This window comes from Litorivita sp. NS0012-18 (assembly GCF_040371945.1).
In the GTDB taxonomy this organism is placed as follows: Bacteria; Pseudomonadota; Alphaproteobacteria; order Rhodobacterales; family Rhodobacteraceae; genus Litorivita.
Genome location: NZ_BAABWS010000001.1, coordinates 129,891 through 143,131, shown reverse-complemented (window position 1 = coordinate 143,131; position 13,241 = coordinate 129,891). Strand labels below are relative to the sequence as shown.

At 60.5% G+C, this 13,241-nt stretch carries 12 protein-coding genes and 1 other RNA gene; 3 read left to right on the top strand and 10 right to left on the bottom strand.

Translation table 11 applies throughout. The annotated features are described in order from the left end of the window. Positions 1-63: 63 nt before the first annotated feature. From ABWV64_RS00680 to ABWV64_RS00635, 10 genes are all read right to left on the bottom strand, one after another. Positions 64-795 (bottom strand): alanyl-tRNA editing protein, encoded by a 732-nt coding sequence (locus ABWV64_RS00680; RefSeq protein WP_353342333.1) that lies wholly within the window; start codon positions 793-795, stop codon positions 64-66. Next, entirely contained in the window at positions 792-2,687 is a 1,896-nt protein-coding gene (locus tag ABWV64_RS00675; protein ID WP_353342332.1) for a mechanosensitive ion channel family protein, read from the bottom strand. Before ABWV64_RS00675 ends, ABWV64_RS00680 begins: the two co-directional genes overlap by 4 nt. Positions 2,688-2,717: 30 nt before the next feature. After that, on the bottom strand, positions 2,718-3,287 hold the full coding sequence (locus ABWV64_RS00670) for a DUF3772 domain-containing protein (RefSeq protein ID WP_353342331.1): 570 nt from the start codon (positions 3,285-3,287) through the stop codon (positions 2,718-2,720). Then, positions 3,284-4,315: a cysteine synthase A gene (locus ABWV64_RS00665; protein ID WP_353342330.1), complete on the bottom strand. Its 1,032-nt coding sequence runs from the start codon at positions 4,313-4,315 to the stop codon at positions 3,284-3,286. The genes ABWV64_RS00670 and ABWV64_RS00665 overlap by 4 nt, the downstream gene beginning before the upstream one ends. A gap of 116 nt (positions 4,316-4,431) precedes the next feature. Then, positions 4,432-5,607, bottom strand: coding sequence for an NUDIX domain-containing protein (locus ABWV64_RS00660; RefSeq protein ID WP_353342329.1), 1,176 nt, complete (start codon positions 5,605-5,607; stop codon positions 4,432-4,434). A gap of 42 nt (positions 5,608-5,649) precedes the next feature. Then, entirely contained in the window at positions 5,650-6,090 is a 441-nt protein-coding gene (locus ABWV64_RS00655; protein WP_353344432.1) for a TrgA family protein, read from the bottom strand. A 27-nt stretch (positions 6,091-6,117) separates the two neighbouring features. Beyond that, positions 6,118-7,326, bottom strand: a complete 1,209-nt coding sequence (locus tag ABWV64_RS00650; RefSeq protein ID WP_353342328.1) for a class I SAM-dependent methyltransferase — start codon at positions 7,324-7,326, stop codon at positions 6,118-6,120. A gap of 100 nt (positions 7,327-7,426) precedes the next feature. Next, the gene (locus ABWV64_RS00645) at positions 7,427-8,845 is read right to left on the bottom strand and encodes a cryptochrome/photolyase family protein (RefSeq protein ID WP_353342327.1); all 1,419 of its coding nucleotides are present in this window, start codon (positions 8,843-8,845) and stop codon (positions 7,427-7,429) included. 99 nt (positions 8,846-8,944) lie between these two features. Next, a complete protein-coding gene (locus ABWV64_RS00640) occupies positions 8,945-9,943 on the bottom strand; it encodes an MDR family oxidoreductase (protein WP_353342326.1) in 999 nt (332 codons plus the stop codon). Positions 9,944-10,025: 82 nt separating this feature from the next. Beyond that, the gene (locus tag ABWV64_RS00635; RefSeq protein ID WP_353342325.1) at positions 10,026-10,529 is read right to left on the bottom strand and encodes a DinB family protein; all 504 of its coding nucleotides are present in this window, start codon (positions 10,527-10,529) and stop codon (positions 10,026-10,028) included. 136 nt (positions 10,530-10,665) lie between these two features. Between ABWV64_RS00635 and ssrA the strand changes: the two genes are divergently transcribed. The 3 genes from ssrA to fumC all read left to right on the top strand — a co-directional run bounded on the left by ssrA (position 10,666) and on the right by fumC (position 13,203). Beyond that, positions 10,666-11,014, top strand: a transfer-messenger RNA (tmRNA) gene (gene ssrA, locus ABWV64_RS00630). 155 nt (positions 11,015-11,169) lie between these two features. Continuing rightward, positions 11,170-11,643: an SspB family protein gene (locus ABWV64_RS00625; protein WP_353342324.1), complete on the top strand. Its 474-nt coding sequence runs from the start codon at positions 11,170-11,172 to the stop codon at positions 11,641-11,643. 165 nt (positions 11,644-11,808) lie between these two features. Then, a complete protein-coding gene (gene fumC, locus ABWV64_RS00620; protein WP_353342323.1) occupies positions 11,809-13,203 on the top strand; it encodes a class II fumarate hydratase in 1,395 nt (464 codons plus the stop codon). The last annotated feature ends 38 nt before the right edge of the window (positions 13,204-13,241 follow it).

Below are 13,241 nucleotides of genomic sequence, written 5' to 3'. Positions count from 1 at the left end.
CGAAAATATGCGGCAATATTTTCACGGCAACAGCATCCGCAAAACCGGCGCAGGGCGCGCGATCTAACTGTCCAGATGCAGATAGACGCGGCGGTTCTGCTTGCCTTTTTTCTCGATCTTGCCAAGGCGCAAGCGGCCAATCTCGCCTAGGCGTGAAACATGCGTGCCGCCACAAGGTTGCAGATCGATCTGCGTCTCGCCCTCGCCGATGCGCACCAAACGCACATGGCCGGCGCCCATCGGCGGCATGACGGACATGGTTTTCACCAAGTCGGGATTGGCGGCAAGCTCGGCATCGGTGATCCATTCCTCGGTCACCGGCAAATCCAGTGACACCAGAACATTGAGCGCCTCTTCGATCTCGGCGCGGTCTTCCGGGGCCTGCGGCATGTCAAAATCGAGCCGCCCCTTGTCCGCTGCGATCTGCCCGCCAGAGACCGGCAAAGGGATCACCACCGAGAGCAGATGCAGCGCCGTATGCACGCGCATATGACGGTGGCGGCGGTCCCAATCGAGGCTTTGCACCACCACGCTCCCAACCGGCGGCAGCGCCGCAGGTTCGGACGGGAGAAGGATGATATCGCCGCCCTCGCCTTTGACGGCGGTGGCGATGCCGATCGAACAAAGGCCGTTCTCGCCGTGCCAATGCAGCTGGCCGCTGTCTCCGGGCTGACCGCCTCCCGTGGGATAGAAGAGGCAGGCGTCCAAAACGATCCCGCCCTCAAGGGTATGGGCGCTTACGCGGGCCTCGGCCTCGCGCAGATAGGCATCAGTGCGAAAGAGCGGCGCGCTCATGTGGTCTCTCCTTCGCCACCTGCGGCATCATCGCTGCCCTGTGCGCCGCCCTCTGCGCTGCTGTCTTGCACCGCCGTCGGAGCGCCGGTTTGCGGCGGTTTTTGTTGCTCATCCGCGCTGCGCAGCGCTTCGGGGTTGCGAAGCCAGACATCACGCTGTGCGAAGGGAATTTCAATACCTTCTTGCGCGAACCGCGCCGCGATGCCGTGGTTCAGCTCTGACAAGACCACCATTTTCCACGTCACTTCGCGCAGGATACAGCGAATTTCGAAATCGAGACTGTCGGCCCCGAACCCCATAAACAACACCTGCGGCTCTGGATTGGCCAATACCATCGGGTGCTGCCCCGCCAGTTCGAGCAAAATCGCCTCGACCCGCCGTGTATCGGTGCCGTAGGCCACGCCGACGGTGGCGATCATCCGCCCCACCGTATTGCCGCGGGTAAAGTTGGTCACCGTGCCGGACACGAGATCGGCGTTCGGGACGATCACATCGGTACGGTCAAAGGTCTCGATCCGCGTCGAGCGCACCGAAATATCGCGCACAAACCCCTGCTGCCCGCCCACTTCGATCCAATCACCTTCGGAAATCGGACGCTCGACCAAAAGAATGATGCCGGATACGAAATTCGACACGATGTTTTGCAAACCAAAGCCGATACCGACCGAGAGCGCACCGGCGACGATGGCAAGGCTCGACAGATCAATGCCTGCACTGGTGATGGCGATGACGGCGGCCAAAAAGATGCCCAGATAGCCAACCCCCGCCACCATGGCGTTGCGCCCGCCGACGTCGAGTTTGGTTTTCGGCAAAACGGTGGTTTTCAACGTCGATTGCAAGGCCCGCGTGATGCCGAAACCGATGGCGAAGACCACCACAAAGGTCAGGAAATCGGAGGGCGAGATACGGGTGCTGCCGATCGAGAAACCTTCGGTGAACCTTGTCCAGATTTCGGTCAGATCGGTCCAACGCGCGCCCCAGATCAAGCCAAAGGCCGGCAACGACAAAACGAACAACACAACGCCGGTCAGCACGGGCACAAGGCTGTCGCGCCCGCCCTCGCGGTTGCCGGTGAGCAAAACGTAAAATTCGAACAGCAGCCTTTGAAGGATCAACAAGAAACCGAAGACTTCGAGCGACAAGAGCGCCGGAAAGATCATCGCTTCGCTGGCGCGCGCATATCCGATCAGCGCCGCCGTGACTCCCGAAATTGCGATCAAGACCAACAGCCTGCGGATGAACAGGGTCGCGCGACTTTGCAATCTGGTCTCTTCGAGGCTGTCTTCGCCGATCTGCTCGCTTTGGCCAGAGACGGGTTTGGGGGCACGCAAGATACGCGAAATCCGCATCAGCAAGAGCGCACCGGCAACCACCAGACCAAGGGTCAACACACCGCGCGTGCCCGATTGCAAATCGAATGTATCGGCGAACTGGCGGGTGATATCGGAGGTCGCGAGCACCAATCCCGTCAACCCCGCATAAAGCCGCCCCTCGCGGCGACGCTCGAACGGGACATCGAGCGGCGGGTCGACCTGCTCGCTGCGCGGAAACAGCCGCGCGCCGAGCCAGAGTGCGGCGAAAAAGGCAAATCCCGCGGCCGGTATCACATTGACGATCTCGGCGCCGCGCCGCCCGATCAATCCGGTCAGCCCCAAGGCTTCGGTGATCGCGGCCAAGCCCAAAAGCGGCAAAAACAGCTGCCCCAGCGAGAGACCAAAGCCGATCAGCCAGCGCGCCGCCGTGGCGCCGCCCAATTGCACCCGCGTTGCGGCAGTTTCCATCCAGATCCGCCCGCGCAGCATCAACAACAGGCCCAGAACGATCAAAATACCGATCACCGGCGCATTGGCACGCAGCTTGGCGCGCTGCGGCGCGCTGGACCAATTGTCCATCGTCTCGCCGCGCAGGGTATCGATACCGGCTCAGACCGCCGCCGCGGCTTCGGGCCAGCGCGCGGGGTTCAGGGGGCTTGGATCAAGACGCAGCAACGCACGGGTCTGGCGGTCACGGATCACGTCGTCGATGCCGCGAATGATCCCGTCGGCGCGGCTATAGGCGAGGTTGGCCGCCGTGATCGGCGCTTCGAGTTTCGCCAGACGCGTTTTGAGCAACTTGCGCTGCTCGGCGGTATCGGCAGGCTCCTCGACGCCATCGGCGGGCGCAGGGCCGAGCGCCGCAAGCTGGTCGCGCACCGTTTGCAGGGCATTGCCGCCGCCCGATTGCGCCTCAGAAAAACGCGCGCGCCATGTCACGATTTCGGCGCGCAAAGCGTCCAGCTCGTCGGTGCCGGCGGTTTTTGCGGAGATGATCGCATCGGCCGCATCGGCGCGCTCTTCCCAAGCGGCGTAGTCGATTTCCGCGGCCGCATCTTGCGCGTAGAGCGCGCCCGCGCTGACAGCAAAATCCGAGAGCCCCGCCGAAAGTGGTGCGATCAAGAGCAAGCAAAGCGCCAGAAGAGGCGCGAGACCCAAACGGCGCAGCACAGGCGTCACGACGTAAAGACGCCAGGGATCGAGCGCGGCGCATGGGTCAACCAGCTTGGCACCGGCAGGCCATTTTCTTGCAAGAACTCGGGGTTGAAGAGCTTGGATTGATAGCGCGTGCCATAGTCACACAGGATGGTCACAATCGTATGGCCTGGTCCCAATTCACGCGCCAAACGGATCGCACCGGCGACATTGATGCCCGACGAGCCGCCAAGGCAAAGCCCCTCGTGTTGCAGCAGATCGAACACGACCGGAAGCGCTTCTTCGTCGGGAATCTGGTAGGAGAAATCGGGGGTAAAGCCTTCAAGGTTTGCTGTGATCCGCCCTTGGCCGATGCCTTCGGTGATCGAGGTGCCGCTCGAGGCAAATTCGCCCGTGGTGTAAAAGCTGTGCAGCGCCGCGCCCATCGGATCGGCAATCGCGATTTTGACGCCATGCGGTTGCAGCGCCATGCCCACGCCCGCAAGCGTGCCGCCAGAGCCGACCGCCGCCACAAAACCGTCGACCTTGCCGCCGGTTTGCTCCCAAATCTCGGGGCCGGTTCCTTCGATATGGGCTTGGCGGTTGGCGACATTGTCAAACTGGTTCGCCCAGATCGCGCCGTTCGGCTCGGTTTGGGCCAGCTGCGCCGCCAAACGCTCGGAGTAGCGCACATAGTTGTTGGGATTTTTGTAAGGCGCCGCAGGCACTTGCACCAGCTCTGCGCCCGCCAGCTCCAACATGTCTTTTTTCTCCTGAGACTGGGTCTCGGGAATGACAATCACGGTTTTAAACCCCATAGAGGCCCCGACCAAGGCAAGGCCGATACCGGTATTGCCCGCCGTGCCTTCGACAATCGTGCCGCCCGGTTTGAGCTCGCCGCGCGCGATGGCGTCCTTGATGATATAAAGCGCCGCGCGATCCTTGACCGATTGTCCGGGATTGAGGAATTCCGCCTTGCCCAAAATGGTGCACCCCGTGGCCTCCGAGGCCGCGCGCAGCTTGATCAGCGGGGTATTTCCCACCGCATGGGCCAGATCTTGTGCAAACTTCATTGCGGGTGCTCCTTCTCAAGCCTTCAGGTCTTGGAAACGCGGCGCCGTGCTGCGCGTCGTTTCATAAATTCTTGGGTCAAGATGTATTCGGCCTTGGGCGCGAACTCAAGCCGCCATCAGCCTAGATTGCGCAATCGGGGACGCGCCGCCGCAAGCCAAAGCAGCATCAGGATCAGCGGTCCGTTATTGGCCTCGCCAGAGGACACAAGACCCATCGCAGCCTCAAAGGACAGAACATGGGTCCGGATGTCTTCATGCTCGGATGCGAGCCCGCCCTGCCCTTGGGTAAGATCAGGTAAGTCACATAAGCCAAGGAAAAGGTGGAAGAATTCTGTGCTGCAACCGGGGCTTGGGTAATGCGCGCTGATCTTCTCCATGGTGCGCAGCGTCAATCCGGCCTCTTCCACCGCTTCGCGTCTGGCCGCCTCTTCGGGCGTCTCGCCGCCGTCGATCCGGCCCGCGACGGGCTCCAGTTGGAAGGGTTTGGGATCGCCGCGCCCGAAAGGCCCCATGCGAAATTGTTCGACCAAGAGCACGCGGTCGCGCAGCGGATCATAGGGCAAGAGGATCGCCGCATCGCCCGCGACAAAAATCTCGCGCTCCAAGACCGCGCTATGGCCGCCGCCAAACAGCGGCAATTGCAGGCGGTGGGTTTGATGCAAGAAGAACCCCGCGTGATCGGTGCGCGCCCCGTGGGGGATCACCTCACTGCTTTGGGTGGCGCTGCGAACGGCGCTTGGCGCGGATTGGCGCGCCAAAAGCCGCGCGGCGGCGCGGGTGCGGATCATCGGAAATTTTTGCGCAAGCTCTTGCGGGGTGATCTGCCCGAAATAACCCATCGCCTCTTGCGCGGCGGTCATGGCCAAAGCCGCGTGATCTTTGCGCCAGACTTCAAATGACCATGTGCGGTCATGCGACATGGGCGCCTGCGCGTCCAAAGGCTGAATCGGGAAATAGACCTGCGCGGGCGTATCGATGCGTGCACCGGCTTCCTCGCGGCCGGTCTCAACCATTGCGCCGCGCAGCTCGTAACCGAAACCAAGCTCGTAGAAATCGAGCCGCGCGATGTCCTGTGGCGACAGCCCTTGCACCGAGAGCCCTGCGGCCTCGACACCCTTTTGCGCGCAAATCATCGGGTAGCTGCCGTCCGGCGCCCCGTCGTAGCAGCGGTGATCGGGCAAATAGGCGGGCGCAATTTGGAATCTTGCGTCCAAATCCGCCTCGCGCAGGCCCAAAACACAGGCCAGAAGCGGACGATGGCACAGCGTTCCGTATAAAAAAATATCGGCCATTCGCAAAGGCTCCATCGCTGGGCGGGAAACGCCGCGAAACGCTTATTTGAAGCGTGAGGCGGTAAATTCTGTCAAAAGGCCAGAGATCACCGCACCGGCGGCCAAAGTTCCGATCACCAACGGATCGGCGAGGATCAGCGCATATTCAATCGCGGTTTGGAACATTTCGGCCAGTGCTTCCATCGGACCGTCAAACCGGCGCCGCATCGACAGGCGCAGCATCTCGTTGCCCGCATGCACAAAGATGGCCCAAAACACCAACATGAAAACACCGGTGACCCCGTTTGCGATTGCGCCGGCGCGTCCCTGCCCCGCGCGCGTGCCGAGGATAAACCAACCACAGGCGGCCCCGATGACGCCATTGACCACGTTGAACCACCCAAAATCGCCCTGATCGGGCAGTAGCATCCGCACCTCGTTCGACACGATCCACCCAAGCCCCGCCAAACATATGGCTGCCATCAGTTTCGCCCCTGTCGGCATGCGGGCGGAAGAGGTCGGGATCATCCTTTAGCTCGGCCTTGTGATTGTAATTTGCGTTACATCACAGTTTCCCCCCTCAAAGGCACCGGCGCAAGAGGTAAGATAGAAATTCCACATCCGCTTGAAACGCGCGTCAAATCCGAGCTTGGCCACCTCGTCCCAACGCGCATTGAACGTCTCGAACCAGCGGCGCAGCGTCAGGCTATAGCTATGGCCGAACTCGATGGAACGGGTGAACTCCAGCCCCGCTTTGGATATCTCGGCGCGCAGCGCTTTGGGGCTGGGCAGCATCCCCCCTGGAAAAATGTATTTTTGAATGAAATCAACGCCTTTTCGGTAAGTCTCGAAACGTTTGTCTTGCACGGTGATGATTTGCAACGTCGCCTTGGCTCCTGGGTTCAGGCAGCGTTTTACAGTATCGAAATAGACCGGCCAGTATTGCTCGCCCACGGCTTCGAACATCTCGATCGAAGCGATGCCGTCATAGGTGGCTGTTTCGTCGCGGTAGTCTTGCAGCTTGAAATCGACCAGATGCGAAAGCCCTGCCTTTTCAATGCGTTCACGGGCATAGTTCAACTGCTCGACGCTCAAGGTCAGCCCCGTCACCCGCATCCCGCGCTCGCGGGCGGCATATTCTGCAAACCCGCCCCATCCGCATCCGATTTCGAGCAAATGATCGCCTTCTTTGGCGCCGATCTGATCGACCATCGAGGCGTATTTGGCAATCTGCGCCGTCTCAAGGCTCTCTTGGCCGGTCTCGAACATGGCGCTGGAGTAGGTCATCGTATCGTCGAGCCAAAGCGCATAGAAATCGTTGCCCAAATCGTAATGGGCGGCGATGTTTTTCTTGGCTTGTTCGATGGTATTGCGGTTCATCCAATGGCGCATCCGCTCGTAGGAGCGGACAAAAAACATGCCTGGAAATCCGTCGTAAAGCTCGTCGTTCTCGGCATGGAGCAAATCGAGGAAGGCCTGCAAATCGGGCGTCGACCACCATTCGTCCAGATAGGCCTCGCAAAACCCCAAATCCCCTTCTCGCACCAGACGGGCGAAGATCTCGGGGTTATGGACATGCAGTTCGGCAATCGGGCCGGCGTTCTGGCCTTCGGCGCGAAACCTGCGCCTATCGGGCAGAACAAAATCGAGCCGACCGTTGGGCATGTTGCAGGCCACCTCGAAGACCCGCGCAAAATAGCGTGGCAAATCCTTTTGGCCTTTGGTGCTCGTCAAAATCATAGCTGCTCCTCCGCGCGCTTGCCCCTCAGGCGCGCCGTGAAAGGCTAAACCGCGCTGGGGGGTGCAAGCAAGTTTTCGTTAAGATGTTAGTGTAACCGTTTCAAAAGTCACGGTTTTCATAAGCTTCCAAAGCCCTCTGGCGCCCCTGCGCGAGGCTAATCAGCTGCTTTGCGGGCTCCATGTCGGGCGACAGGCCCCACGACCGCGGCACGGCATTGAAATAGGATAGCGCCGTGTCGCTGGGGCGGTCTTGCCCCTCGGCGATCCATGCATGGCGGTAGGCGCCTTCGGGGTCGAATTTCTCGGCCTGCGTCTCGGGGTTGAATATGCGAAAATAGGGCGCGGCATCGGGGCCTGAACCGGCGACCCATTGCCATCCCATGGCGTTGGAGGCGATGTCCCAATCGCTCAGGCAGTCCTCGAACCACGCCTGCCCCACCCGCCAGTCCACCAACAGATGTTTGGTCAAATAGGAGGCCGCGATCATCCGCGCGCGGTTGTGCATTTTGCCGGTGACATACATTTGCCGCATCGCCGCATCGACAAATGCGACCCCTGTGCGCCCTTGCTTCCAACGCAAAACCGCCTCTGCCGCGGCCTCTTCGTCGCGCCAGCCAAAGCGCTCCCAGCCGTCGCGCCAGTTGCGATCCAGAATATGCGGCGTGTGATGCATCAGGTGATAGGCGAACTCGCGCCAGACCAGTTCTTTGAGGAAATGCTCCGCCCCCGCTTTGCCCTCCATTGCGGCGCGCGCGGCGGCGTGCCAGCATTGATGCGGGCTGATCTCGCCGTAGGTCAGCGGCTCGGACAGCATCGAGGTGGCATCTTGGGCGGCAAAATCGCGGCGGGCTTTGTAATCATTGATCTTATGGGCGATGAAGGCGCCAAGCCGCCCCTGCGCCGCCGCCTCGCCGACCAACGCATGTTGCGCCATGACCGCCGCACCGCGCCGCAGAGCTGCGCCCATCTGCCACTCTTTAATGGCCTCGCTTGGCGGCCATATATCGGGCGCTGCAATGGCAGCGGGTTTGGGCAACGGGGCCTCGACCATCACGTCTTTGACCGCGCGCCAGAACGGCGAATAGACTTTGTAATATCCGCCGGTTTTGGTCTCGACTGTCCAAGGTTCAAAGAGCAGATGACCGCCAAAGCTTTTCGCCTCGATCCCTTCGGCACGCAGCTCGGATTTGACATGGGTGTCACGCGCAACCGCATCCGGATCATAAAGCCGCGACCAATAGACGGCATCGGCGCCGGTCTCGCGGATCAGATCGCGCAAGACCTCCGCCGCAGGGCCGCGCCGCAGGATAAGACGCGATCCCGCCGCCTCCAAGGCCTGCGCCAAAACCTCGATACCGCGGCCAAGCCGCCATTTCGCGGCCGCGCCGAGATGGGCGACCTGATCATCGAGGATATAGACAGGCACCACCGCGCCGCGCGCGCAGGCCGCGCAAAGCGCCGGATGATCCGTCAGGCGCAGATCGCGCCGCAGCCAGAGTATCGTCGTCGGTGTGGTCATCGCGCCCCTCGGTTTGTCTTACCTTATCGGGGTATTACGCAGGGCCTGCCGCTTCGGTTCACTTTGGATTGAAATTGTTGCTCTTGCCCATCGCGCGGCTTAGGCGTTCACATCGACCACGACGCGACCTTTGACCTTACCGGCAAGGATATCTTGGCCCAATTCCGGCAAATCGGCCAGTTTAGCCTCTTGCACCATATCTTCGAGCTTACCGAGCGGAAGGTCGGTCGCCACGCGCTGCCATGCACGCAAACGCCCCTCATAGGGTTTCATTACGCTGTCAATGCCGAGCAAATTCACCCCCCGTAGCAAGAAGGGCACAACGCTGGTGGGCAATCGAGCGCCCCCCGCAAGCCCCACGGCGGCAACCGATGCGCCGTATTTCATTTGCCCCAGCACCCGCGCCAGCATATCGCCGCCGACCGCATCGACGCAGCCCGCCCATGTTTCGCTCTCCAGCGGGCGTTTGACGGTTTCGGCCAATTCCTCGCGCGCAACAATCCGCGCGGCGCCGAGGTCTTTGAGATAGGCGGCGGTTTCGGGGCGGCCGGTGACCGCTGCGACCTGATAGCCGAGGTTGGCAAGGATCGCGGTTGCGACCGATCCCACGCCGCCCGCCGCACCTGTGACCAAGACCTCGCCTTGGTCCGGCGTGAGCCCGTGTTCTTCAAGCGCCATCACCGCCAACATCGCGGTGAACCCCGCCGTGCCGACCGCCATCGCCTGTTTCGGGGTCAATCCGTCGGGCAGCGGCACCAACCAATCGGCGCGCACGCGCGCCTTTTGCGCATAGCCGCCCCAATGGGCCTCGCCCACGCGCCATCCGGTCAGGACCACCTTATCGCCCGCCTTGTAGCGCGGATCGTCGGAGGTCTCGACCGTGCCAGAAAAATCGATACCGGGCACATGGGGATAGTTGCGCACCAATCCGCCACCTCCGGGCGACAGGCAAAGCCCGTCTTTGTAGTTCACCGTGGAATATTCGACCGCAACCGTCACGCCGCCATCGACCTTTGGCAAATCCGCATCATCGAGCGCGGTGACCTTTGCTGTGGTGGTATCGGTGGCATCTTTGGTGACGACCAAGGCATTAAACATGTTATATTCCTGCTTATCAAAGAGTTACATCGGCAAGCTCATCTTGGGGATGTTGCAAGCCATTTGATTTATCGCACATAGATCACGGCATTCGGGGCAGATCCGTGACATAGCCGCGCCCGCCTGCTGCGGTGATCATGGCGTGGATCTGGCCGCGGTGATGGGTTTGGTGATTGAACATCTGCATGATCAACAGGCCTTTGCTGTGGCGCGAGGTGATGTTGCTATGGGCCGAGGTCCAGTCAAGATCGCCGGTCAGATCAAGGCTGTGCAATCCGCTCGCCCATTCGCGCAAAAGCCCGTCGGTGTGAAACCGCTCGGATCCCCAGACCGCGATGGTCGGGCACAGGGTGGTGGAATTGTCCGGCCCGCCTTTTGGCGCGGGCCACCCCTCCAAACGGTGCATCCAGATACGATCCCCCCACAAAACATGGTTGGCCGTCGCCAAGATCGAGCCAAAGAACGCCCCGCGGTCCACATGAGCCGCCTCTTCGCCCAAGTCTTGCATCGCCTTCAAAAGCTCGGCGTTTTGCCACGCGTTATAGCGCGCCATTTGAACACAATATTCCTTTGTAATCATCGCCATAAATGCGCCTCCCTCATGGGCCTACTCTGCGCGCGCCGCCTCCCCGCAGCGCGCCCCGCGGCCCGATATTGCCCAAGACTGCCCCGTTCTGCGCGGCTCTGCAAACGTAAAAAGACGCACATCAAATATCGCGATCCCCCTTTGCAAAGCGCAGGCGGGCACCTATATAGGCCCTGTCCTTCGGGACTATAGACATAAACGCGCTCGTAATAAGCGGATCGGACCCGGGGGCGGTACCCGGCGACTCCACCAAATATCCGTCATTTGCGGATCATGGGGTCGAAATAGGATCGACGGACGTCCAAAGGGGTTAGCTTTGTCTCGGTGAGATACCACCGTTATCGGTTCAAACAAGCTAGTTGCAAATGACAACAAAGCACCGATGGCTCTCGCAGCGTAAGCTGTGCGAAATATCGAACCTTAAGCCCTTAGGCTTTGCAGCTTAAGGCGGGGCCCGCAGGAGCCTGGCAACAGAATCCTGCACTTTCCCCTCCTCTCTTGTGATCTGGTCACCCGCACCGCTGCGGTTTGCCGCCTGCGGGGTATTTTCCCAAGAGCCAGCGCGTTTTAACCACTGCCGTCTTTCCAATTGTAGCGAATCCCTTATGTTGATCTGCAACAACATATGGGGGGCTGTAATATGGCTCGGTCGATTGATTACGGAAATCTGATGCACCGCGCGATGCGCGGGCTGATCCAAGAGGTTCTGACAGAGGTTCAAAAGAACGGACTGCCGGGGGCGCATCATTTCTTTATCACCTTCGACACCCGCCACCCCGACGCCAAACTGGCCGACTGGCTGCGCGAGCGCTACCCCTCCGAGATGACGGTTGTGATGCAGCATTGGTATGACGGGCTTGAGGCGACGGATGAGGGGTTTTCGATCACCCTCAATTTCGGCGATGCGCCAGAGCCGCTTTATATCCCCTATGACGCGATCCAGACCTTTGTCGATCCCTCGGTGGAATTCGGCCTCAGGTTCGAAACTCAAGACGATGAGGACGACGGCGAGAGCGACGAGGACGAGATCGAAGCCGAAGATACTGAAGACGGCGCCGCCCCCGAAAAGCCCGCCGCCGGCGATGTGGTCAGCCTCGACAGCTTCCGCAAGTAACGGCTCTGGCGCCAAAGGCGCGGCGCAGCGCACAGGCCCTTTGAACAGGCGACTTGCTCTGGCGATTTGCAATGGCAATTTGCACAGTATTCCATTGTATACAGCATTGAATTTCTGCGGCGTTCGGCTATGAAGGCCGCAACCCAATTTCCGGAGAGTCGCATCATGACCAATACCCGCACAGAAACCGACAGCTTTGGCCCTCTTGAGGTCCCCAATGACAAATATTGGGGCGCGCAAACCCAGCGCTCGATCATGAACTTTCCCATCGGTTGGGAAAAACAGCCCGTCGCCATCGTGCGCGCGCTTGGCGTGATCAAGAAAGCCTGTGCGCAGGCGAATATCGCGTCGGGCGCCTTGGATGCCAAGCTTGGCGCCGCGATCGTGCAGGCGGCGGGTGAAGTCGTTGACGGCAAATTCGACGACAACTTTCCCTTGGTCGTGTGGCAAACCGGATCGGGCACGCAATCGAACATGAATTCCAACGAGGTCATCGCCAACCGCGCGATCGAAATCTTGGGCGGCGTGATCGGCTCCAAAGACCCCGTGCACCCCAACGATCATTGCAACATGGGCCAATCGTCGAACGACACCTTCCCGACCGCAATGCATATCGCCACCGCCATGTCGGTGCGTGATGTTCTGCTGCCCGGCCTGCACAAATTGCTCGCCGGTCTGGAGCAAAAGCAAGACGAATTCAAAGACATCATCAAGATCGGCCGCACCCATACCCAAGATGCGACGCCTTTGACCTTGGGACAGGAATTCTCGGGCTATGCCCATCAAATCCGCCAAGGCATCAAACGGGTCGAGGCCGCCCTGCCCGACATTTACGAGCTGGCGCAAGGCGGCACCGCCGTTGGCACCGGCCTGAACACCAAAAAAGGTTGGGGCGAAACCGTTGCGGCGAATATGGCCGAAATCACCGGTTTGCCCTTTGTCACCGCGCCCAACAAATTCGAAGCTCTCGCCGCCCATGACGCGATGGTCTTCATGTCGGGCGCCTTGGCCACTGTGGCCGGTTCGATGTATAAAATCGCCTCCGACATCCGCCTGCTCGGCTCGGGTCCGCGCTCGGGCCTTGGCGAATTGATCCTGCCCGAAAACGAGCCTGGATCGTCGATCATGCCGGGCAAGGTCAACCCGACCCAAGCCGAGGCCATGACGCAGGTCGCCGCCCATGTGATGGGCAATGATGCCGCGATCAAATTCGCCGGCAGCCAAGGCCATTTCGAATTGAACGTCTATAACCCGATGATGAGCTATAACCTGCTGCAATCGATCCAGCTTTTGGGCGATGTCGCCGACAGCTTTACCGAGCGGATGCTTTTGGGCATCGAGGCCAACGCGCCGCGTATCGACAAATTGATGAAGGAAAGCCTGATGCTGGTCACAGCGTTGGCCCCCACCATCGGTTACGACAACGCGACCAAAGTGGCCAAGACCGCGCATAAGAACGGCACGACCCTGAAGGAAGAGGCGATTGCGCTTGGATTTGTCGATGAGGCGACCTTTGACGCGGTGGTGCGCCCCGAGGATATGATCGGCCCCAAAGACTGATTTGATCCTAACAGTATTGCAGGGGGCGGTCCGAAGGG